The 22,211-nt window shown below is 65.4% G+C and carries 23 protein-coding genes and 1 tRNA gene; 11 read left to right on the top strand and 13 right to left on the bottom strand.

The genetic code is table 11. From position 1 onward, the window contains the following. The first annotated feature begins 56 nt into the window (after window positions 1–56). Window positions 57–1,016 carry an endonuclease/exonuclease/phosphatase family protein gene (locus tag AC13C7_RS19100; protein ID WP_482868453.1) on the top strand — a complete coding sequence of 320 codons (960 nt, stop codon included), beginning with the start codon at window positions 57–59 and terminating at the stop codon, window positions 1,014–1,016. Here AC13C7_RS19100 and AC13C7_RS19095 read toward each other — a convergent pair. Beyond that, the gene (locus tag AC13C7_RS19095; RefSeq protein ID WP_482868402.1) at window positions 942–1,841 is read right to left on the bottom strand and encodes a Rossmann-fold NAD(P)-binding domain-containing protein; all 900 of its coding nucleotides are present in this window, start codon (window positions 1,839–1,841) and stop codon (window positions 942–944) included. The two genes, AC13C7_RS19100 and AC13C7_RS19095, sit on opposite strands and share 75 nt — an antisense overlap. 96 nt (window positions 1,842–1,937) lie before the next feature. Here AC13C7_RS19095 and AC13C7_RS19090 point away from each other — a divergent pair, with 96 nt between their 5' ends. The 8 genes from AC13C7_RS19090 to AC13C7_RS19055 all read left to right on the top strand — a co-directional run bounded on the left by AC13C7_RS19090 (window position 1,938) and on the right by AC13C7_RS19055 (window position 8,963). Further along, a complete protein-coding gene (locus AC13C7_RS19090) occupies window positions 1,938–2,834 on the top strand; it encodes a LysR family transcriptional regulator (RefSeq protein WP_482868401.1) in 897 nt (298 codons plus the stop codon). A gap of 57 nt (window positions 2,835–2,891) precedes the next feature. Beyond that, a complete protein-coding gene (gene leuB, locus AC13C7_RS19085) occupies window positions 2,892–3,998 on the top strand; it encodes a 3-isopropylmalate dehydrogenase (protein WP_172319930.1) in 1,107 nt (368 codons plus the stop codon). A gap of 120 nt (window positions 3,999–4,118) precedes the next feature. After that, on the top strand, window positions 4,119–5,072 hold the full coding sequence (locus AC13C7_RS19080) for a DMT family transporter (protein WP_482868400.1): 954 nt from the start codon (window positions 4,119–4,121) through the stop codon (window positions 5,070–5,072). Beyond that, window positions 5,069–6,565: a capsular polysaccharide export protein, LipB/KpsS family gene (locus AC13C7_RS19075; RefSeq protein ID WP_482868399.1), complete on the top strand. Its 1,497-nt coding sequence runs from the start codon at window positions 5,069–5,071 to the stop codon at window positions 6,563–6,565. Before AC13C7_RS19080 ends, AC13C7_RS19075 begins: the two co-directional genes overlap by 4 nt. Continuing rightward, a complete protein-coding gene (gene pseF / locus AC13C7_RS19070) occupies window positions 6,562–7,254 on the top strand; it encodes a pseudaminic acid cytidylyltransferase (protein WP_172319932.1) in 693 nt (230 codons plus the stop codon). Before AC13C7_RS19075 ends, pseF begins: the two co-directional genes overlap by 4 nt. 31 nt (window positions 7,255–7,285) lie before the next feature. Beyond that, the gene (locus AC13C7_RS19065; RefSeq protein ID WP_482868398.1) at window positions 7,286–8,341 is read left to right on the top strand and encodes an N-acetylneuraminate synthase family protein; all 1,056 of its coding nucleotides are present in this window, start codon (window positions 7,286–7,288) and stop codon (window positions 8,339–8,341) included. Then, on the top strand, window positions 8,338–8,763 hold the full coding sequence (locus tag AC13C7_RS19060) for a GNAT family N-acetyltransferase (protein ID WP_172319934.1): 426 nt from the start codon (window positions 8,338–8,340) through the stop codon (window positions 8,761–8,763). The genes AC13C7_RS19065 and AC13C7_RS19060 overlap by 4 nt, the downstream gene beginning before the upstream one ends. Next, entirely contained in the window at window positions 8,760–8,963 is a 204-nt protein-coding gene (locus AC13C7_RS19055; protein WP_172319935.1) for a hypothetical protein, read from the top strand. Before AC13C7_RS19060 ends, AC13C7_RS19055 begins: the two co-directional genes overlap by 4 nt. A gap of 100 nt (window positions 8,964–9,063) precedes the next feature. On the opposite strand, the gene pseC is transcribed toward AC13C7_RS19055, so the two are convergent. Then, a complete protein-coding gene (gene pseC, locus AC13C7_RS19050) occupies window positions 9,064–10,227 on the bottom strand; it encodes a UDP-4-amino-4,6-dideoxy-N-acetyl-beta-L-altrosamine transaminase (protein WP_482868397.1) in 1,164 nt (387 codons plus the stop codon). Window position 10,228: 1 nt separating this feature from the next. Then, a complete protein-coding gene (gene pseB / locus AC13C7_RS19045; RefSeq protein WP_482868396.1) occupies window positions 10,229–11,242 on the bottom strand; it encodes a UDP-N-acetylglucosamine 4,6-dehydratase (inverting) in 1,014 nt (337 codons plus the stop codon). A gap of 106 nt (window positions 11,243–11,348) precedes the next feature. Here pseB and AC13C7_RS19040 point away from each other — a divergent pair. Next, window positions 11,349–11,425, top strand: a tRNA-Pro gene (locus tag AC13C7_RS19040). 84 nt (window positions 11,426–11,509) lie between these two features. On the opposite strand, the gene hmgA is transcribed toward AC13C7_RS19040, so the two are convergent. Genes hmgA through AC13C7_RS19015 form a run of 5 tightly spaced genes read right to left on the bottom strand, consistent with a single transcriptional unit; the run spans window position 11,510 to window position 16,277 of the window. Continuing rightward, window positions 11,510–12,880: a homogentisate 1,2-dioxygenase gene (gene hmgA, locus AC13C7_RS19035; protein WP_482868395.1), complete on the bottom strand. Its 1,371-nt coding sequence runs from the start codon at window positions 12,878–12,880 to the stop codon at window positions 11,510–11,512. 48 nt (window positions 12,881–12,928) lie between these two features. Then, window positions 12,929–13,471: a VOC family protein gene (locus tag AC13C7_RS19030; protein ID WP_446122188.1), complete on the bottom strand. Its 543-nt coding sequence runs from the start codon at window positions 13,469–13,471 to the stop codon at window positions 12,929–12,931. Window positions 13,472–13,475: 4 nt separating this feature from the next. After that, on the bottom strand, window positions 13,476–13,670 hold the full coding sequence (locus tag AC13C7_RS19025) for a DUF2783 domain-containing protein (protein WP_482868394.1): 195 nt from the start codon (window positions 13,668–13,670) through the stop codon (window positions 13,476–13,478). Between the two features lie 4 nt (window positions 13,671–13,674). Beyond that, window positions 13,675–15,297: an FAD-dependent oxidoreductase gene (locus tag AC13C7_RS19020; RefSeq protein ID WP_482868393.1), complete on the bottom strand. Its 1,623-nt coding sequence runs from the start codon at window positions 15,295–15,297 to the stop codon at window positions 13,675–13,677. 29 nt (window positions 15,298–15,326) lie between these two features. Beyond that, window positions 15,327–16,277, bottom strand: a complete 951-nt coding sequence (locus AC13C7_RS19015; RefSeq protein ID WP_482868392.1) for an MBL fold metallo-hydrolase — start codon at window positions 16,275–16,277, stop codon at window positions 15,327–15,329. A 105-nt stretch (window positions 16,278–16,382) separates the two neighbouring features. On the opposite strand from AC13C7_RS19015, the gene AC13C7_RS19010 reads away from it, so the two are divergent. Beyond that, window positions 16,383–16,880: a MarR family winged helix-turn-helix transcriptional regulator gene (locus tag AC13C7_RS19010; protein ID WP_172319941.1), complete on the top strand. Its 498-nt coding sequence runs from the start codon at window positions 16,383–16,385 to the stop codon at window positions 16,878–16,880. On the opposite strand, the gene AC13C7_RS19005 is transcribed toward AC13C7_RS19010, so the two are convergent. From AC13C7_RS19005 to AC13C7_RS18985, 5 genes are all read right to left on the bottom strand, one after another. Then, complete coding sequence (locus tag AC13C7_RS19005) at window positions 16,828–17,655, bottom strand: universal stress protein (protein ID WP_482868391.1); 828 nt, start codon at window positions 17,653–17,655, stop codon at window positions 16,828–16,830. The genes AC13C7_RS19010 and AC13C7_RS19005 overlap by 53 nt on opposite strands. Window positions 17,656–17,665: 10 nt before the next feature. After that, the gene (locus AC13C7_RS19000; protein ID WP_482868390.1) at window positions 17,666–19,150 is read right to left on the bottom strand and encodes an aldehyde dehydrogenase family protein; all 1,485 of its coding nucleotides are present in this window, start codon (window positions 19,148–19,150) and stop codon (window positions 17,666–17,668) included. Next, window positions 19,150–20,625 (bottom strand): tripartite tricarboxylate transporter permease, encoded by a 1,476-nt coding sequence (locus AC13C7_RS18995; RefSeq protein WP_482868389.1) that lies wholly within the window; start codon window positions 20,623–20,625, stop codon window positions 19,150–19,152. The genes AC13C7_RS19000 and AC13C7_RS18995 overlap by 1 nt, the downstream gene beginning before the upstream one ends. 12 nt (window positions 20,626–20,637) lie before the next feature. Continuing rightward, on the bottom strand, window positions 20,638–21,189 hold the full coding sequence (locus AC13C7_RS18990) for a tripartite tricarboxylate transporter TctB family protein (RefSeq protein ID WP_482868388.1): 552 nt from the start codon (window positions 21,187–21,189) through the stop codon (window positions 20,638–20,640). A 66-nt stretch (window positions 21,190–21,255) separates the two neighbouring features. After that, the gene (locus tag AC13C7_RS18985; RefSeq protein ID WP_446117205.1) at window positions 21,256–22,176 is read right to left on the bottom strand and encodes a tripartite tricarboxylate transporter substrate-binding protein; all 921 of its coding nucleotides are present in this window, start codon (window positions 22,174–22,176) and stop codon (window positions 21,256–21,258) included. Between the last annotated feature and the right edge of the window lie 35 nt (window positions 22,177–22,211).

The following is a 22,211-nucleotide window of genomic DNA, read 5'->3' as shown; positions in this document are numbered from 1 at the left end:
TGCTGGCCGGCCCGCTGGTCGCCGATCCCGTCCGCATCGCCACCTACCAGACCGAATTGTCCCGCGACGGCCCCGGCCGACTGCTGCGCGATATCCTGCGCGGCGAGGATGACCAGATCGACGCTGTCGTCGCCGTCATCGCGCATCTCGACCCCGACATCTTGCTGCTGCAGGGCATCGACTATGACGCCGAGGGGCACGCACTGGCCGCCCTGGCGGACCAGTTGGCCGAGGCTGGCAGCCCCTATCCCTTTCGTCTCGCGCTGCGCCCCAATACGGGTCAACCGACGGGGCTGGACCTCGATGGCAATGGCCGTTCGGGCGAGGCGCGGGATGCGCAGGGCTATGGCCGGTTCAACGGCGCGGGTGGCATGGCGCTGCTGTCGCGCTATCCCATCGGGGCCGGTGTCGTCGATCACTCCGCGTTCCTCTGGCGCGATCTGCCGGGTGGCCACGCGGCCGATGTGTTGAACGCCGAGGTGCTGGCGGTCCAGCGCCTCGCCTCGGTCGCCGCCTGGGAGGTGCCGGTGGAGGTCGAGGGCCAGGTGCTTCGCCTCCTGACCACCCACGCCACACCGCCTGTCTTCGACGGCCCCGAGGATCGCAATGGCCGCCGCAACGAGGATGAGTTGCGCTTCTGGCAATGGCGGATCGAAAGCGGCGCGGTGGGGCCGCCTTTTGCCCTGATGGGTGTTCTCAACGCCGATCCGGTCAATGGCGACGCGCGGCGCGGGACTCTGATGACGATGCTGTCACATCCCGCGCTGCAAGACCCGGCCGCGACCGGCGCGGCGGGCGGCTCCGAAACCGCCGATTTCTCCGACCCCGATCCCGGCAACCTGCGCGTCAGCTACATCCTGCCCTCCGCCGATCTGGAGGTGCAGGACGCGGGCGTCTTCTGGCCCGATCCCGATAGCCCGGACCATGCCATCCTCGGCGGCTCAGACGGCAACGGGGCCTCGCGTCACCGGCTGGTCTGGCTGGATGTCGAGTTGCAGGGCGCGGGCGAGCACTGAGGCCAAGGGCGTCTCCTGCCGATCGGGCAACAGCCGGTCCAGCTCCGTCCCATCCAGCCGATGCGGGGTGGTCCAGAGGTAGCGCATTTCCAAAAGATGCTTCGCCTCGGGCCAGAAAGGGCGCGCAAGGTGCAGCGGAAAATAGCCCATCCGCTTGACCCGAACCGGACGGCCAATGGCCTTCGCGCAGGCGCGCGCAAGGTCAGTGCCCGTCAGCGTGGTGCCCGCGAAGGCCAGGTCGGTGAACCCCGGCAAGCTCTCGCGCCGCTCGGCCAGGCCCACCATCGCGCGCGCCACATCCGGCAGCCACGCCCAGGCATGGGGGATGTCGGACCTGCCGGGATAGGTCAGCACGCCCTGCGCCACCCGCTTGGCGATCACAATGTCGAACCAGTTGCCCGAGGCGGCATCGTCGATGAAATCCCCCGCCCGCAGCACAATGGTCCGCACGCCCGAAGCGCGGTAGCTTTCCTCCATCTCGCGCCGGATACGGCCAAGCGGATGCTCCGCCCGATGCGGCACGCCCGGCCCGATCACCTCCGGCATGTCGGGGCCGTAGACATAGATATTGCCGGGCAGGATCACCGCAGCACCCGACGCTTTTGCTGCCGCGATCACCGCGCGGGTCTGCCCCGGCACCTCGGCGCGCCACTTGCTGTAGGGCGGGTTCCAGGCGTTGACGATCACGTCGACGCCCATGGCCGCAGCCGTCAGGTCATCGCCACGCCGGAAACGACGCACGCGCCAGCCCGCCGCGTCAAAGGCCAGCGCGGTGTGGCGGCCCATGCGGCCCGTGGCGCCAAGGATCAAGACGGATTGTGACATCGGTTAGCTCCTTTCAGATTTGTTGCCCCAGAACCTACCCCATGCACATTCATTGAAACTATTGCCCAAAATTCATCATATGATATTCATTTTCGAATGGACAATCGCCCCACCTCCCTCGACTGGACCCACATCCGTGCCTTTCTGGCGGTGGCGGAAACCGGCTCGCTCTCGGCGGCGGCGCGGGCGCTCGGGCTCAGCCAGCCGACGCTCGGGCGGCACATCCGCGCGCTGGAGGAGACGACGGGCAACGCCCTTTTCACCCGCAGCCCGCGCGGCTTCGACCTGACCGACCTGGGTCTTGCCCTGCGCCCGCAGGCCGAGGCCATGCGCGCAGCGGCGCAGGCGATGGAACTGGCCGCCGCGGGCCGTGACACCCGCACCGCCGGACCCGTTCGGCTGACCGCCAGCGTCTATGTTGCGGTCTACCTGCTGCCCCCGATCCTGGCCCGCCTGCGTCAAGACCACCCGGAGATCGAGATCGAACTGGTCCCCTCGGACCGCTCCGAGAACCTGCTGTTTCACGAGGCCGATATCGCACTGCGCATGTATCGCCCGGAACAGTTGGAGATGGTGACCCGGCACCTGGGCGACCTTCCGCTCGGGCTTTACGCCGCGCGCGGTTACCTGTCCCGCAAGGGGACGCCGCAGGGTTTCACCGAGATCCTGGATCACGATGTGATCGGCTATGACCGTGACGACCGCATCGTCCGGGGCTTTCGCGCCGCGGGGCTGGAGGTGACCCGCGACTGGTTCCCGATCCGTTGTGACGACCAGGTCGCCTGTTGGGAAATGACCTGCGCGGGCTGCGGCATCGGGATCGCGCAGCGCGTGGTGGGCGAAGCCGAGCCGCGCGTCGTGCCGGTCCTGCCCGACGCCCCCCTGCCCGCGCTGCCGGTCTGGATCACCGCCCATGCCGCCACCCGCCACACCCCCCGCGTCGCGGCTGTCTGGCAGGCGCTGACAACCGGCCTGGCCCCGCTGGTTTCTTGACCCTGACCGGCGCAAGGGGTAGCGGAAGGACAACGCAATTCAAGCACGGAAATTCCCATGAGCACGCCATCGCTTCTTATCCTGCCCGGTGACGGGATCGGCCCCGAGGTCATGACCGAAGTTCGCAAGATCATCGACTGGTTCGGCGCCAACCGCGACCTCGCATTCGATGTCAGCGAGGATCTTGTCGGCGGGGCCGCCTATGACGCCCATGGCACGCCGCTGACCGATGAGACGATGGCGCGCGCGCAGGCCGCCGATGCGGTGCTGCTTGGTGCCGTGGGCGGGCCGAAATACGACAGCCTGGATTTCAGCGTGAAGCCCGAACGCGGGTTGTTGCGCCTGCGCAAGGAGATGGACCTCTTCTCCAACCTGCGCCCCGCGCAGTGCTTCGACGCGCTGGCCGATTTCTCCTCGCTCAAGAAGGATGTGGTCGCGGGCCTCGACATCATGATCGTGCGCGAGCTGACCTCGGGCGTCTATTTCGGCGAACCGCGCGGCATCTTCAAGGAAGGCAACGAGCGCGTCGGGATCAACACGCAGCGCTACACGGAAAGCGAGATCGCCCGCGTCGCGCGGTCAGCCTTCGAACTGGCGCGCAAGCGGTCGGGCAAGCTCTGCTCGATGGAGAAGGCCAACGTGATGGAATCGGGCATCCTGTGGCGCGATGTCGTGACCGAGGTGCATCAGGCCGAATACAGCGACGTGGAGTTGAGCCACATGTATGCCGATGCGGGCGCGATGCAGTTGACCCGCTGGCCCAAGCAGTTCGACGTGATCGTGACCGATAACCTCTTCGGCGACCTGCTGTCGGATCTGGCCGCGATGCTGACCGGCAGCCTGGGCATGTTGCCCTCGGCCAGCCTCGGCGCGCCGATGGAGAACGGTCGGCCCAAGGCGCTTTACGAGCCCGTCCACGGCTCGGCCCCCGACATAGCGGGGCAAGGCAAGGCCAACCCGATCGCCTGCATCCTCAGCTTTGCCATGGCGCTGCGCTACAGCTTCGACCAGGGCGACGAGGCGACCCGGCTGGAACAGGCGGTCGAGGGTGTGCTGGCCGACGGGTTGCGCACCGCCGACCTGTTGGGCGAGGATGGCGCGACCCCGATCAGCACCGGCCAGATGGGCGATGCGATCGTGGCAAAACTGTCCGCCAGCCTTTGAAGAACCGGGCCGCCCCGTCGCGGGCGGCCCCGCTTTGCCTTTGCCTCCTGACCGCATTAGGGTCTGCGCAAGCCTGATCCGCGAAAGCACCCGATGACCTCGTCCCCGGACCCCTCGAAGATGCGCGGCGCGTTATTCGCGTTGCTGGCCTTTGCGCTGTTTTCCACCCATGACGTGGTGATCAAGTTCCTGGGCGGCTCCATCTCGTCGCCGCAGATCATCTTCTTCTCGGTCCTGTTCAGCTTTCCGCTGATCATCTTCATGCTGATCCGCGATGCGGATGGCGGATCGCTGCGCCCTGTGCATCCGTGGTGGACGGCGGGGCGCACCGCCTGCTCGGCGGTCAGCGGGCTGGCCACGTTCTACGCCTTTTCGGTACTGCCGCTGACGCAGGTCTACCCGATCCTCTTTTCCATGCCGCTTCTGATCACGCTGATGGCGATCCCCATCCTGGGCGAACGTGTCGGGCTGCGGCGCGGGGCGGCCATCGTGGTCGGGCTGGCCGGTGTCCTGGTGGTGTTGCAACCGGGCGCGGCGGAGATCTCGGAGGGTCATATCGCGGCGCTGATCGGCGCGGTGGGATCGTCGCTGAACTCGATCATCATGCGCAAGATCGGGCGCGATGAACGCACCGTGGTGCTGCAGCTTTATCCGCTGATCGTGAACCTTCTGGTGATGGCGGCCTTCCTGCCCTTCTTCTATGTCCCAATGGAGCTGGTGAACCTCGGGGCCACCGCCGTCGTCGCCTTCCTGGCGTTGACCGCCGTGGGCTGCCTGGTCATCGCCTACCGCGAGGCCCCCGCCGTGATCGTGGCGCCGATGCAGTATTCGCAGATCATCTGGGCCAGCCTCTTCGGCGCGCTCTTCTTCGACGAAACACTGGACCGGATGACGCTGATCGGCACCGCGATCATCATGGCCTCCGGCATCTACATCGTGCTCCGCGAGGAGCGGCGCGGTGGCGGATCGACACGGCCCGTTCAGCGCTCGCGCACTCGTGGCGGCACCGCGACGACGCTGCGGGTGGCCGATTACCTGGGCCTGAAACACCGCAAGGACGGGCGCAAGGAATGACCGATCCGGCCCCGATCCGCCTGGCCGTGGTCGCCACCGCCGAACACAGCGTGAAGACGTTGGAGGCCCTGCGGGAGGTGGCCGGGGACCGGATCGAGCACATCGTGCATCTCGGCGGAAAGGATGCCGACTACAAGGCCAACAACTTCTTGCGGATGCGCAGCGTCCAGGGCCGGCGCGGCGACCTGATGCAGGGCGACCGTTTCACCGGCGCGGCCTCGGCGCTGGAGACCGGACCGGGGATGGAGGCGGCCCTGTGGGAGGCGATCGACAACCTCACGCGCGGCTCGGACCAGATGGCCTATGGGTTTCATGGGCTGAGGGATGTGCAGGATTACCAGCACATCACCCATATCGCGCATGACGTGATGGGTGAAATGCTGCTGCGCGAGGGGATCACCCATGTCCTCTTCTTCGACATCCCGCATATGTTCTACGACACCTGCCTGGCGCAGACGGCGCAGGCGCTTGGGCTGAAGGTGCTGATCCTGCGGCAGAGCTTCTTTCCGCGCCAGTTCTTCTCGATGCGCTCTGCGATGGACCTCGGCCACATGACGCCCCGACCCTCGGATGACGACGCCGCACCCGCGCCCCTGCCCGAGGGTGCGCCGGACCTCTTCTACATGAAGGGCATCGGGCAGGACCGCGATGCCCCCGGCGGGCTGTCCCTGCGCGGTGTCGGTCAGATGATCGCGCATCACCTGGTCAATGCGCCGCTCAAGCTGCTCAACCCCGTCTACATGACCCGTCTTCTGCGCCGGATGCGACGAACCGCCGGACGCTTCCCCGAATGGCGCGATCCGTTCTTTCATTTCTTCCACACCGATCACCTGGCCTATTTCGACTATCTCGCCGAGGCCGAGGAGACCGAGCCGAAGCTTGACGCGCCATTCGTCTACTTCCCCCTCCAGATGCAGCCCGAGATGACCACCAGCAGCCTGGGCGGGCGCTATCGCGATCAGCTTCTGGCGGTGGAGCGGTTGGCCGAAATGCTGCCCGAGGGGCACCTGATCTACGTGAAGGAGAACCCCAAGCAGACGGGCAAGATGCGCAGCCCGCTGTTCTTTCACCGGATGGAGCGGATCAGACAGGTGCGCCTGATGCCGAGCCATGCCAACAGCCAGACCCTGCTGGCGCATGCGCAGGCCGTCGCGAACATCTCCGGCACCGTCGGGTGGGAAGGCGTGCTGGCGGGCAAGCCGGTCATCTGTTTCGGCGCGACCTGGTGGGCCGAGGCCCCCGGCGTGACGCGCTACCGGCCCGGCCTGACCTTGGACGAGGTGCTTGCGGGCACCCCCACCCGCGCGGCGGTGGAACGGTTCGCGGGCATCCTTCAGGCGCGCTCGCATTCCGGCCATGTCCAGCGCCATTTCGCCCGCGCCGACACCGACACCCCCGATGAGGACAACGCGCCCGAGGCGGCCCGCGCGATCCTCGACCTTCTGGATGGCCGCACCCCGCACACATTCGACCCGCAGGAGGGCCATCCATGACCCGCGTTGCCATCATCCCCGCGAGGGGCGGCTCCAAGCGCATCCCGCACAAGAACATCAAGGAATTCCTCGGCCATCCGATGCTGCACTGGCCGATCGCGGCGGCCAAGGAAACCCATAAGTTCGACCGTATCGTGGTCTCGACCGACGATCCCGACATCGCCGATTGCGCCAAGGCGGCGGGGGTCGAGGCGCTGATGCGGCCCGATGACCTGTCCGACGATTACACCGGCGTCGTGCCCGTGATCCGTCACGCGATGTGGACCCTGCCCGGCGTGATCACCACCGCCTGCCTGATCTACGCCACCGCACCCTTCCTGAGGCCGGAAGATCTGCGCCGGGGCCTCGACGCGCTGGAGGGGGCGGATTTCGCCCTTTCCGTCACGTCCTTCCCCTTCCCGATCCAGCGCGCCGTGGGGGTGACACCGGAAAACCGGTTGCAGATGTTCTATCCCGAGCATGAACAGACCCGCTCGCAAGACCTGCCCGAGGCCTATCACGACGCCGCCCTCTTCGCCTGGGGCACGCGGGATGCGTGGTTTTCGGACAGATCGCTTTTCGGCGCGGGCACGGTGCCGGTGCCGATCCCGCGCCACCGGGTGCAGGATCTGGACACTGCCGAGGACTGGACCCGCGCCGAATACATGGGCCGCGCATTGATCGAGGCGGGCGAGATCACAGCGCCTTGACCTTCGCCAAGGTCCAAGAGACAACAGTTACATGATAGACCCTGTTCAGATCGAACATTTCACCCTGGGCGAAGGCAAGAAACCCTTCCTGATCGCCGAGCTTTCCGCCAACCATGACCGCGACCTCGACCTGGCCCTGCGGCTCGTCGATATCGCCGCCGATGCCGGGTGGGATTGCGTCAAGTTCCAGACCTACAATGCCGACAGCCTGACGGTGCCCTCGAGCCACCCGTCGATGAAGATCGACCCGGTCTGGGGCACCGACAACCTCTATGATCTCTACAACAATGCCGGCATGCCGATGGAGTTTCACGCGCCGCTTTTCGAGCGCGCGCGCGACCGCGGGCTGGTGCCGTTCACCTCGATCTACGACCCCCGCGACATGGAGTTCGTGGAAAGCCTCGGCTGCGCCGTCTACAAGATCGCCAGTTTCGAGATGACCTTCGACGACCTGCTGATCGAGGTCGCGGCCACGGGCAAGCCGATCATCATGTCCACCGGCATGGCCAATCTGGGCGAGGTCGATCACGCCATGGAGGTGCTGGACAAACATAATGCGGGGCCTGTCGTGCTGCTGCATTGCGTGTCCTCCTACCCCGCGCCGATCGAGGAGGTGAACCTGGCCTCGATGGCGACGCTGCGGGCGCGGTTCCAGCGCCATGTCGGGTTCTCCGACCACACCATCGGCCCGGATGCGGCGCTCCTGGCCTCGGCCATGGGGGCGGTCGCGATCGAGAAGCACTTCACCGATGACATGACCCGCCCCGGCCCCGATCACCGCTTTTCCGCGACGCCCGAGATCCTGCGCGAGATCAGGGACGGCGTGGACAAGTTGCAGGTAGCGCGCGGGACGGCGACCAAGGATACCGCCGAAGCCGAGGCCGGCAACCGCGCCGCGTTTCGCCGCTCGGCCTTCGCGCTGCGCGACCTCAAGGCCGGGGAGGTCCTGACCTGGAGCGACTATCGCTTCGTGCGGCCCAATGCGGGCGTGCCGGTCAGCGACAAACCGGCCCTGATCAACCGCAAGCTGGCGCGCGACGTGACGCAATACGACCCCATCACCTATGACGACCTCGCGCCCAGATGAGGCTGCGCCCCGCGACGATGGAGGATGCAGAGCGCCTCTTTGACTGGCGCAACGATCCGGTGACGCGGGCGGCCTCGGTCAATCGTGACCCGGTGGCGTGGGAGGATCACCTGGCCTGGCTTGAGGCCGCACTGGCCGACCCCTCGCGCCGCATCCTGATCGCCGAGGATCGCGTGCCGCAGGGCACCGTGCGGCTGGATGGCGGGCAACGCACCGAGGTCTCGATCACGCTTGCGCCTGCCGCACGCGGTCACGGTCTGGCCACGCCGATCCTGCGGCTGGCCACTGACGGGCGCGGACCCTTCGTCGCCCGCATCCGCCCCGACAATGCCGCCTCGCGCCGGGCCTTCGAGGCGGCGGGCTTCACCTATACCCATCACGAGGGTGGGATGGACTGGTTCTCAAAGAGGAAAGACACATGACCCCCGAGCAGATCGAAGAGAAGCTGAAACTGATCGACGCCATCGAGCAGGTCCGCACCAAGAACAACGTCAACTGGATGAACCTGCTGCGCGTGGCACTGCGCGCCGACCCGGAAGGCACGCTGGAACTGGTGCGCGAGATCAACACCAAGGATAACGAGATATCCGAGTTGTTCGCGAAACTGGGCGAGGCTGTGTGAGGGCGGCAGCTGTCGCAGGGACCGTCCTTTGGACGGTTGCCTTCGGCGAGGATATTTGACGAACAAAGAAGGGGGGCGGCGCGTTAACCTTGATGTGGGGTTAACGGAGCGCATCCCCTAGCGCGGCGATGACGCGGTCCTGCATGGCCTCGGTGAGGCCGTGATAGAGCGGGATCGACAGGGCGCGGGCGTACACCCATTCCGAGACCGGGAAATCGCCGGGCCTGAAGCCGAGCGACAGGTAATAGGGCTGCGTGTGGACCGGCTGGTAATGCACGTTCACGCCAATATTGGCCGCCCGCATGTGGTCGAACACCTCGCGCCGCGTGCGGTTGGTTTTATCCGTGTCGATCAGGATCGGGTAAAGATGCAGCGCCGAATGGCTGTCAGGGTTCTGCCATGGCAGGATCAGCGGCAGGTCGGCCAGTGCCGCATCATAGCGGCGGGCCATCTTGTGCCGATGCGCGATGAAGTCGTCCAGCCGCGCGGCCTGGGTGACGCCCAAGGCGGCCTGCATCTCGGTCATGCGGTAGTTGAGGCCGAGCGCCACCTGGTCGTATTCCCAGGGCTCGGCGTGCTTGCGCGCCATCAGGTCGGGGTCGCGCGTCACACCATGGCTGCGGTAGAGCCCCATCAGATCGGCAAGGGCCTTGTCCTGCGTCGTGGCAAGGCCGCCCTCGGCGGTGGTGATGATCTTGACCGGGTGGAAGCTGAAGACGCAGATGTCGGAATGGGGGCAGGCCCCGATCGGCAAGCCGTCATAGCGGCCGCCAATGCAATGGCTGGCATCCTCGATCACGCGGATATCATGGGCCTTCGCAATGGCGCCGATCCGTTTCATATCCGCCGACTGGCCCGCGAAATGGACCGGGATCAGGATGTCGGGCTTACGCTCCGCATGCGCCAGCTTTGCCTCGAGCGCGTCAGGGTCCATGCAGTAATCGCTGTCGCGGATATCGACGAAATCGACCTCGGCCCCGCAGAGCCGCGCGACATTGGCGCTGGCCACGAAGGTGTTGGGCGCGGTCCAGACCAGCCCGCCCGGTTTCAGCCCGAGCGCGAGGCAGGCGACATGCAGCGCCGAGGTGGCGGAGTTGACGGCGACGGCATGAGCGGCGCCGGTCACCTCGGCTATCGCGGACTCAAACGTCGGCACCTGGGGGCCCTGGGTCAGGAAATCCGAGCGCAGCACATCGACCACGGCGGCGATATCCTCCTCGCTGATATCCTGCCGCCCGTAAGGGATGAAGCCCGCGCCCGACACGTCAGAAATGCCCGATCGTATCGGCGTTCTCGTCGATCCAGTCGCGCAGCGCCTCGACGCGCATCCAATCCTCGTTGGTGTCGGAGACATAGGAGAACCCTTCCGGAACCTTCACGCCGTTCTTGATACGCACCGGGTCTTTCGACCAGTTGTGAATGGCCGGGATGATCTTGTAATGCTCGTCATATTCGTAGGTATGCGGCGCGTCCTCCTCGCCGATCATCTGCTCATGCAGCTTCTCGCCCGGGCGCACGCCGACCACCTCGGTCTCGGCCCCCGGCACGCAGGCCCTGGCGATGTCCATGATCGTCATCGAGGGGATTTTCTTGACGTAGATCTCGCCCCCGATCATGTCCTCGAAGGCATGCCAGACCAATTCCACCCCTTGCGGAAGGGTGATCATGAACCGCGTCATGCGCGGATCGGTGATGGGCAGCGGCGCAGTGTCGGGCAGCGATTTGAAGAACGGGATGACCGAGCCGCGCGAGCCCATGACATTGCCATAGCGCACCACGGCAAAGCGGCAGCCACCCGCACCCGCATAGGAATTGCCCGACACAAACAGCTTGTCCGAGGCCAGTTTCGTGGCCCCGTAGAGGTTGACCGGCGAGGACGCCTTGTCTGTCGACAGCGCCACGCATTGCTTGACGCCCTTGTCGATGCAGGCGTCGATCAGGTTCATCGCGCCGTTGATATTGGTCTTGACGCATTCGAAGGGGTTGTATTCGGCGGTCGGCACGATCTTGGTGGCAGCGGCATGAACCACGTAATCCACCCCGTCCAGCGCGCGGTAAAGCCGGTCGCGGTCGCGCACATCGCCGATGAAGAAGCGCACGCGGGGATCGTCGCCGAATTTCTTCGCCATCTCCCACTGTTTCATTTCGTCGCGCGAATAGATGATCAGCCGGGCGGGGTCGTATTTCTCCAGCGTCATCGGCACGAAATGGGATCCGAAGGACCCGGTGCCGCCGGTCAGCAGGATTGATGCGTTTTTTTCCATGGGATCGCCCGTCATGTCCGTTTCAAGCGTTCTTGCAGGGAATGCGGGCGGGATCAAGCGGCGCGCCCCGCATTCCCCTCTTGCAAAGGCGCCCATCCCCGGCTATCCCGCGCGACACGGTCGGGCTGTAGCGCAGCCTGGTAGCGCACCTGCTTCGGGAGCAGGGGGTCGGAGGTTCGAATCCTCTCAGCCCGACCAGATTTCCGACAAGTTGATGAACGAAAACCCCCACCCGCAATCATACGGATGGGGGCGCTGTTGCGGTGCCGGAAAGCGACCTGCCTATTCGCCGGTCCAGACCTTGCGGTTGGGGTCGAAATGGTTGCGCAGGGGCTTCCAGACGTCGGGATATTTCACCTGCAACGTGTCCAGCCCGGCGGCGTATTTGGTCAGTTGCTGCGGGAACCGGGTCTCGAACATGAAGGCGATGGTGTTGTCCAGCTTCTCCGGCTCCAGCTTTTTCAGCGAGGCCGCGTAGAACGCATCCGCATCCGGCCCGTGCGGCAGCATCATGTTATGCAGGCTCATGCCGCCCGGAATGAAGCCCTGCGGTTTGGCGTCATAGACGCCCTCGATCAGCCCCATGAACTCGGACATGATGTTCATGTGATACCAGGGCGGGCGGAATGAATCCTCGGCCACCAGCCAGCGCGGCGGAAAGATCACGAAGTCGATATTCGCGGTCCCCGGCTCACCGCTCGGCGCGGTCAGCACGGTGAAGATCGAGGGATCGGCATGGTCATTGCGGATCGGGCCGACCGGCGAATAGTGGCGCAGGTTGTATTTGTAGGGCGCGTAATTGCCGTGCCAGGCCACCACGTCCAGGGGGCTGTGGTCGATCTCGCAGGCATGGAACTGGCCGCACCATTTGACGGTGACACGATGGGTCACGCCGTCCTTGCGCTCATAGGCGGCCAGCGGCGTCAGGAAATCGCGCGGGTTGGCCATGCAGTTGGCCCCGATCGGCCCGCGTTCCGGCACGGTGAAGGCGCCGCCGTAATTTTCGCAGATATAGCCGCGCGCCTTGTCGTCGCCGTTCAGCAGCACCTTGTATTTCAGCCCGCGCGGGATGACCACGATTTCACCGGGGCCCGCGTCGATCACGCCCATCTCGGTGAAGAAGCGCAGATTTCCCACCTCGGGCACGATCAGCATTTCGCCATCGGCGTTGTAGAAGACCTCGGTTTCCATGCTTTCCGTCACCGCGTAGGTGTGGATCGCATAGCCCACCTGGGTCAGCACGTCGCCGCCGGTGGAGATGGTGCGGATGCCGGTGATCCAGGTGCCCGCATCCTCGGGGATGGGCGCCGGATCCCACCGCATCGGGGCCAGTGGCAACCCGCTTTCATCCGCCGTCGGAGCGGAGCGGAAATGCGGCAGCTCCACCCGCGCCATGTCACTGATATGCTGCACCGTGGGCCGCATCCGGTAGAGCCAGGTGCGCTCATTCGATGCGCGCGGCGCGGTGAAGGGCGTGCCCGAAAGTTGCTCGGCATAGAGCCCGTAGGGGCAGCGCTGCGGGCTGTTCTGCCCGATGGGCAGCGCGCCCTCCTCGGCCTCGGTCTCGAAGTCATTGCCGAAACCGGGCATGTAGCCTTCGTTGTATTTCGCGCGGGACGTCGCCCGCACGAAATCATTGGTTTCCCTGTTCATCGCTCGTCTCCTGTCAGTCCTTGGCCCCGCCTTCACGGGTCGCGCGCTTCAGACTTTGCTCAACTCTTTCTGGTGCAGCCACTCGGCATGTTTCGGGGCCTTCTTGGTGCGGCTCCATTCCTCCAGCATGTCCCATTTGACCTCGTCCATGCGCTTGATCAGCGCCTCTTCCTCGGGGTCGGGGGCGGCCAGTTCGACGCGGTGTCCGTTGGGATCGAAGAAATAGATCGAGTGGAAGATGGAATGATCGGTGACGCCCAGAACCTCGACGCCGTTTGCCTCCAGATGCTGCTTGTATTCCATCAGCGTGTCGCGGTCCTTGACGCGGAAGGCGATGTGCTGGACCCAGATGGGCGTGTTCGGATCGCGGCCCATTTCGGGCTTGGTCGGAAGCTCGAAGAAGGCAAGCACGTTGCCGTTGCCTGCATCCATGAAGATATGCATGTAAGGGTCGGGTTCGTGGGTCGAGGGCACGTGATCCTCGGCGATGGCCAGCACGAAATCCATGTTGAGCATCTTGCTGTACCATTCCACGGTTTCCTTCGCGTCCTTGCAGCGATAGGCGACGTGGTGGATTTTCTCGATCTTCATGACATCACTCCTTTTTCGCGGCGACGGCAAGCGCCTCTCGCAGCACTTCGCGGTCGCCGACATGGTTGGCCAGGGTCAGGATCAGCCGGGCGTTGAAGGCTTCGCTTTCGTCATCGCTGAGGCCCTGGTGGGCGGCGATAAGCTCGGCATAGAACCCGTCGGGATCGTTGATATTGGCGGTCGTGTTCAGCGCGTTCATCGTCTCAATCCTTTCCGCAGGCATGGCGCAGGGCGGCGCGCAGGGCGGTTTCATCGCAGGTGCTCCATCGCGCCGCGACATGCTGGTCGGGGCGGATCAGGTAGACGGCGGATTCCGCATCGCCCAGGTAGCGCTCGGCCAGGGCCCCGGTCGCATCGTCCGAAGCCGAGAGCGCCAGCCGCGTCGCGGTGATGCCGTCCACCTCGACGCTCTCGGGCGCGTCGGCGTCGATGGTCAGGATGGTGAAGCTGCCGCCCAGTTTGCCAAGCAGGTAGTCGCCCCCAAGCGGCGCATCCGGGCAGGCGCTGCCCACGCGGCTGCGGGCGGGGCCGCCTGGCAATTCATCGGGGCCGTTCAGGGACAGCCCGTCATAGGTGCAGGGCACCGACAGGCGGCCCGAATTGACAAATGGCCGCGCGAAGGCGTGATCTTCCGACAGGTCCAGCACCGCATCGCGGAAAATCCGGCTCATCTTCGTCTTCGGCGTGATGAAATCGGTGGCGCGGGTCGAGTTGAGGATGTTCTCATCCGCGCCGAAGCTGCGTTCCTCGTGATAGGTGTCCAAGAGGCTTTCGGGGGCCTTGCCCTCGATCACCAGGCCCAGTTTCCAACCCAGGTTATCGACGTCCTGCATGCCGGAGTTGGCCCCGCGCGCACCAAAGGGCGACACCTGATGCGCGGCATCGCCGGCAAAGATCACGCGGCCATGGCGGAACTCCCGCATCCGGCGGCACTGGAAGGTGTAGATCGAGGACCACACCATCTCATACTCGACATCGTCCCCAAGCATCTGCTTCAGCCGCCGGTCGATATTTTCCTGTTTCAGCTCTTCCTTGCGGTCGATATCCCAGCCAAGCTGGAAGTCGATCCGCCAGACACCGTCAGGCTGCGAATGCAGCAGCGCGGAATCGCCCGATTTGAAATAGGGGTCGAACCAGAACCAGCGCTCGACCGGGAAATCGGCCTGCATCTTGATGTCGGCGATCAGGAAGTTGTCCTCGAAGACGCGGCCCTCAAACTCCTGTCCCAGCATCTTGCGCAGGGGCGATCCGGCCCCGTCGCAGCCGATCAGCCAATCGGCCTCGACCTTGTAGGGGCCATCCGGCGTTATCACGTCCAGCGTGACGTAACGCCCGTGCTCCTCCACCGCATCGACCCGGTTCTTGCCCCGGATCTCAATCGGCGCGCCCTCTTTCTGGGCCTGCCAGATGCGGTCGATGATGAAGCGTTCGAAATAGGGCTGTTGCAGGTTGATGAAGGCGGGGAACTTGTGCCCCTTCTCGGGCAGCAGGTTGAACTCGAACACCTGCCGGTCATCGTGGAACACCTTGCCGACATTCCAGACCACGCCCTTGTCCAGCATCGCCTCGCCGCAGCCGTAGCGGTCGGCAACCTCCAGGCAGCGCTTGGAAAAGCAGATCGCGCGCGAGCCCATGCCGATGCCCTCATGGTCATCCAGCACCAGCACGGGGATGCCCTGCAACCCCAGATCCAGCGCCGTGGCCATGCCGATCGGGCCGCCACCCATCACCACGACCGGGTGACGGACGGGGGCATCCCTGTCCTGGTCCGCCACCTTTGCGTAAGGGTAGAGCTTGAAGGCCAGGGTATAGCGATCATCCAGCATTGTCGTCATTCCTCCCAAAAATCCGATCTTCAGCCGTGCAACGCGGCCCACATTTCCTTGTCGCGCTCTGCCGTCCAGATGCGCGGCGTCTCGATGCCAAGCGCCTCGTCATAGGCGCGCGCCACGTTGAAGGGCAGGCAATGCTCGTAGATGGCGAAATCCTTGAACTTCGGATCGCACTCGGCGCGCACCGCGTCCCAGGCTTCCTTCAGCGTGCCGCCGCCCTTGGCCACCCGCGCGGCGGGGCGGTAGGTGGAGCGTACGAAATCGCCCGTGGTGTCCAGCGCGGCATTGACCATATCGCGGCCCACCAGCGCATCGCCGCGCCCCGGCGCGATGGCGTCCAGATCGAAGGCCCGGATATTGTCCAGTGTGCCCTGCCAATCGGCGAAATGGCCGTCGCCGCAATAGCAGGCCGAGTGATATTCGACGATATCGCCGGTGAACATCACGTTCTGATCCGGCACATGGATCACCGCATCGCCCGCCGTATGGGCGCGGCCCACCTGCATGATATCGACCCGGCGCTTGCCCAGGTAGACCGACATGCGTCCGGTGAAGGTCGTGGTGGGCCAGGTCAGGCCGGGGATCTCCTCGTGGCCCTCGAAAAGGCGCGGGAAGCGGTCAAACTCGCTGTCCCAATCCTCCTGCCCGCGCTCGACCACCATGGAGCGTGCCTTGTCGGTCATGATCACGGTGTCGGCGCCGAAGGCCGAGGCGCCAAGCACGCGCACGGCGTGATAATGCGTCAGCACCAGGTGACTGATCGGCTTGTCGGTCACTTCGCGGACCTTCTCGATCACCATGCGGGCCAGGCGCGGTGTGGCCTGCGCCTCGACGATCATGACGCTGTCATCGCCGATGATCACGCCGGAATTGGGGTCGCCCTCGGCGGTGAAGGCATATAGCCCCTCGCCCACTTCGGTGAAGCTGATGGTCTTTTCCCCGGTGTCTCCCTGGGATGCAAAGGCCTTGGCCATGTCGTCTGTCTCCTTTTTCCTGTCCGCCGGGAATCGAATCCCCTTGCGGTCGCGCGCGATTTGGTTGCATATGTGACTATAATTTTTGTAACTAACAAGAGATCGATGGGACTTACACTCGAAAATTTCCTCCCCTATCGCCTTGCCCGGCTGTCCGAGGCATTGAGCGCCGAGATTCAGCCGGTCTACAAGGATGCCTTCGGCCTCAACCGCCCCGAATGGCGGGTTCTGGCCGCCCTGGCCGACATCGGACCGGCCACGGCGACGGCGCTCGGGCATCACTCCGCGCAGCACAAGACCAAGGTCAGCCGCGCGGTGCGGGCGCTGGAACTGCGCCGCTGGATCCGCCGCGACGAAGTGCAGAGCGACCGCCGCTCCGAGATCATCAGCATGACCGATCTGGGTCAACGCTCCTATTGCGAGCTGGTCAATCCGCTGCGCGAGCGCGAGGCGCAGCTTCTCAAACGGCTCGGCCCCGAGGATCGCGAGGTGCTGGACCGGGCCTTGCGCGCGCTGGAGGAGGCCGTCGGCGTCGCCACGCACGCCCCGGTCAATGTGCCAGGAACACCGGAACCCGTGTCTGCGCCATCACATCGTGCGTGACCCCGCCAAAGATGTCTTCGCGGAACTTGGAATGCTCGAACGCCCCCATCACCAGCAGGCCCGCCCCGAGCACCGAGGCATGGTGCAACAGCGTCCGCGCGATCCCGCCCCGGCCCTGCGGCACGGTGATCCAGTCAGCCGTCAGCCCCTGCCGCTCCAGCGTCGTCTTCGGATCCAGCCCGTCGGCCTCCACCTCGGTTTTCTTCGGCTCGCCCACGGTCACCACGGTCACCCGCGTCCCGGTCTCCAGCAGCCGCAATGACGCGTGCAGCGCGCGGGCGGCGGCGCGGCTTCCATCCCAGGCCAGCATGGCGTGATCGGCCAGCCTCGTCGTATCCGCGCCCTTGGGAAAGGCCAGCACGGGCCGCCCGGACATGAGCGCGATGCGATCCGGGTGCAGGCCGGTCGACGGGCTGCCCTCGCCCATCAGCCCGACCAGCGTGACATCGAAGAATCGCGACGCCTCGGCCATGCCGCTGTCGCTGGCGCGCGGTCCCCGGATGAGGTGAAGCTTGTCCTCGGGCAGATCGGCGGTGGCCGCGCGAAACTGCGCCTCGATCCGGGCCACGGCCTCCTCGGCGGCACCGCGCAGGGATTTGCGGATCGCGGCAGGCACCCAGTTCTGGCCGCCATCTTCCAGCACCGCCCGTTCAGCCAGCGCGATGTAGCCCGTCAGATGCGCGCCATGCGCCTTCTGCAACGCGATGGAGGCCGCCAGCGCCGTGTCGGATGCGGGGGTGCCTTCAAGTGCCACGATCATGTTTCCTACCGGCATGTGCGTCCCCTCACAGCTTGATCCAGACGGTTTTGAGGTCGACATATTTGTCCAACGCGTGCAGCGACTTGTCGACCCCGTTGCCGGATTGCTTCATCCCCGCCATCGGCACGTTCACGCCCGAGCCGCCATAGGTGTTGACGTGCAGGAGGCCCGCCTTGATGCCGCGCGTCATGCGATGCGCGGTAGAAAGATCAGAGGTCCAGACCGCCCCCGCCAGCCCGAAATCGGTCGCGTTGGCGAGGCGAAGCGCCTCGGCCCCATCCTTGAACGAGACCGCCGCGAGGACCGGGCCGAACACTTCCTTGCGGTGGATATCCGCCTCCGGCCCCAACCCGTCGATCACGGCAGGCGACATGTAGAAACCGCCCGACTTCTCGTGGATGCGCGCACCGCCCCCCATGACGGTGCCGCCCGCCGCGCGGGCCGCCTCGACCATGGCCAGATTGCCCTGTAACTGCGCCTCGGAATGCACCGCGCCGACATCGTTTTGCAAGTCCAGCGGGTCGCCCACCTTGAGGGCCCCGGCAATCTCGACCACGCGGGCCAGGAAATCCTCGCGGATGCTCTCCGCCACGATCAGGCGAGAACCCGCGATGCAGACCTGCCCGGAGTTGCGGAAGATGCCGTTCGCGCAGACCTGCGCGGCAACCTCCAGATCCGGCGCATCGGCGAAGACGATATTGGGGGATTTGCCGCCAAGCTCCAGGTAGCAGCGTTTCATGTTCGACCGGGCGGAATACTCCAGCAGACGCCGCCCCGTCGCGCCGGACCCGGTGAAGGCCAGCACGTCGATATCCATATGCAGCCCCATCGCCTGCCCCACGACCGGTCCGGCCCCGGTGACGACGTTCAGGACACCCTCGGGCAGTCCGGCCTCAAGCCCCAGTTCGGCCATGCGCAAAAGCGACAGCGACGCGGTTTCCGCCGGTTTCAGCACCACGGAATTGCCTGCCGCCAGCGCTGGCCCCAGCTTCCACGCCGCGATCATCAGCGGGAAGTTCCACGGCGCGATCGCCCCCACCACACCGATCGGATCGCGATGGACCAGCGCCAGCACATCGTCGCCGGTCGGCGCGATCTCGCCCGGCACCTTGTCGATGGCCTCGGCGTAGAAGCGCAGCGTCGCGGCGGCCGATCCCGGTTCCGCCTTCAGCGCCATGCCGATCTCGGTGCCGTTGTCGCGCACGCCCAGAACGGCCAGTTCCAGCGCGTTCTCCTCGATCAAACCCGCCCATTTCAGCAGCACCGCCTTGCGGCCTGCCGGGGCCATGCGCGACCAGCGGCCAGTCTCGAACGCCGCGCGGGCGGCGGAGACGGCGGCATCCACATCGGCTTGCGTTCCCTCGGCCAGCGTCGTCAGCAGCGCGCCGTCTATCGGGCTGATCACATCGCGGCGGCCCCCGTCCGAGGCATCGCGCCATTTCCCCCCGATCAGCAGGGATTGCGGGCGGATGGGTTGCGTGCGCAAGAGGTCGATATCGGACTGTTTCATTACATACCTTTCCGGCTGCGCCACAGGTTGCGCAGGTGCAGACCGACCGCCAGCAGGATCAAGCCGAACAGGATCGCCGCGATGGGCCGGTCGATGAAATCAAGCGGGCTGTTCACCCGCGCCATGGAGGTGCGCAGCCGCGTCTCCATGATGCCACCCAGGACCATGCCCAGGATGATCGGCACCACCGGCAGGTTCAACCGCTTGAGGATATAGCCAATGATCCCGAAGCCTGCGGCCAGCGCGCAATCGGTTGCCGAATTGCGCAAGCTGTAGACCCCAACAAAGCTGAGCGTCAGGACGATCACGCCGAGGAACCGCGTCGGGATGCGGATGACCTGGAGGATGCCCTTGGTCGCCACGGAAAGGAAGATCAGCACCAGGATATTGAGGATCAGCAGCGCGAGGTAGAGCGCCACGACGAACTCCGGCTGGCTTTCGAACAATTGCGGGCCGGGCACGACGTTGTGGACGTAGAACACCGACAGCATCATCGCGGTCAGCGCCTCGCCGGGGATGCCAAGCGCCAGTAGCGGGATCATCGCGGCCCCCGGCACGGCGTTGTTGGCGGCTTCCGACGCGATCAGCCCCTCGGGCGATCCGTTGCCGAACTCCTCTGGCGTCTTCGAGGTGTTGGAGGCGTAGGAATAGGAAAAGAACTGCGCCAGGAACTCGCCCACGCCGGGGATGATGCCCATGACCACGCCGGACCCGGAGGAGAAGAGCGCCACGCGCTTGTGGCGGAACAGCTCGCCCATGCCGGTAAAGACCGACCCGGTCAGCTTGGGCGCCTTCGGGCTGTCGTCGCGCCCGATCAGCAGGGAATATGCCTGGCTGATGGCGAAAAGGCCCAGGACAACCACGATCAGGTCTATGCCCGAGGTGAGCCATGTCTGCCCGAAAGTGAAGCGCTGCGTGTAGCGGATGGGCTCCAGCCCGATGGTGTTCAGGAAGATGCCGAACGAGACGAGGAAGGCCGCGATCGTGGTCTGCCCGCGATGCGTGACGATGACCAGGACGATGCCCAGAAGCGCCGCCAGGAAGATCTCGCGCGACCCGAACAGGGGCGCGACGGCGGCCAGAACCGGCGTCAGGACGATCAGGCAGACGACCGAGAAGATGCCCCCCGCGAACGACGCCGAATAGGCCAGCGACAAGGCCCGATGCGCCTGTCCCCGCTTCGTCATCGGGTAGCCGTCATATGTGGTCAGCGCATTGGCGGCGGTCCCCGGCGTGTTGATCAGGATCGCGGGGATCGCGCCGCCATACATGGACGAGCCGTAGATGCCCAGAAGCAGCGTCAGCCCGACAATGGGATCGAGAGAAAAGGTCGCAGGCAGCAGGATGGCGATGGCCACGGCGGGCCCGACACCGGGGATCGAGCCGATGATGACGCCGCCGACCGACCCGATCACAAGCGCGATCAGCACGTCGATGCGGGCAATCAGCTCGAACCCGGAAAGAAGAAGCTCCATGCCGTGCGCCCCTTACAGGTAGAGAATGAAGAAATTGCGGATCGCGCCGGGCAGGCTTTCATAAAGCGCCCCACCCGGAATGCGGACCTGCAGGAAGGACTTGAACAGCACCACCGTGGCCAAGGCCGTCAGCGCCGCCGCCACGAAAGCCTGGGGCGAGCGATAGCCACAGCGTGCGGTCAGCGCGACGGTGAAGATCAGCGACGCGGGCAGGTAGCCGACATAGGGCGTGATCAGCACATAGGCCATGAACCACAGGGCGAACTCGATGCTGCGCAGCCAGAGCGAGATTTCCTCGCCAAGCGAGATCAGCCTTTCCTCGCTGCTCGGGTCACGGAAGGACATTGCCAGGTTGATGGCGGAAAACAGCACCATGCCGCTGACCGCAAGGCGCGGCCAGAAGCCCGGCTGCGCGGCAAAGCCCTGGCCGTTCACCCAGGCGGTCTGGCTCCACATCTGTGAAAACAGGACCAGCGAACCCAGGAGGCAGATCGCGCCGAAAACCGTGTCGCCGGTGCGCCGCTGGATCTGCGGCAGGCCGACACTGTCCGAATTGCCCGACATCGGGGAACCTCCTGGCAGGGACTCGCCCCGCCACCGGGTCGGGCGGCGGGGTTGGGTTTCAGGGGCTCAGAGGCCGTTGATGACGTCCGTATCGGCCTCGATCTGGGCCGTCGCCTCCTCGGCGTTCTGCCAGTAGATCAGCGCGCCGGTTTCCTCGGCCAGGGTCTGCGCCCGCTCGCTGGCCATGGTCTCCCGCGCGACCGCGATGATCGCATCGCGCACCTCCTGCGGGGTGTCGCGATGCACGAACAGGCCGTTCCACAGCGACAGGTTCAGGCTCGGCTCGATCTCGGCCACGGTCGGCACGTCATCGAGGATCGAGATGCGCTCGCCTGTGACCGAGGCCAGGATCGTCACATCATCCAGGCAGGGCAGGATCAGTTGCAGCGTCGTGTTGATCACATCCGCGTCGCCCGAGGCCAGCGTATTGCAATCCAGCGCATCGAAGGCGGCGTCAGACCCGTAGGAAAACCCCATCCGGTCGGCCAGCGCCAGCGTCACTCGCGTCGGCACCAGCGGTGCGCCGAAATGGCCAAGCACAAGGTCGTTGTCCTGCGCGTAATCGGCCAGTTCCTGCATCGTGGAATAGGGCGCGTCGCCCGAGGCGGCGATGACGAAAGGATAGGTCAGGAAGATGCCGAGCGGCTCGAACGGGTTCGGCGACAGCTCAGGGATGCCGAGGTTCGGGCCGACCACCGGCACCGCGACCACGAAAGAGCCGATGACCGAGCCATCCGCCGGGGCGTTGGCCACCTGCACCGCGCCGGGAAAGGGGCCACCGCCACCGCCGGGCACGTTGATGACCGCCGTGGGCACGCCGTAGGCTTCCTGGAAATCCTCGGCGACCATGCGCGTCAGCACATCCTCCAGGTCGCCCGGCGGGAACGGCACCACGATGGATACGGGCCGGTCCGGATATTCGGCAAGCGCCCCGGTCGCGGACACGCCAAGGGCCAGAGCGGCGGCGGCTATCTGTTTGATCATCATCGTCTCCCAAAATCTCAATTGGTTCATTTATTGTA

The sequence above is a fragment of the Alterinioella sp. B-7 genome, assembly GCF_056857775.1.
Note: the sequence above shows the minus strand (reverse complement) of the source record. Positions and strands in the feature narration are given on the sequence as shown.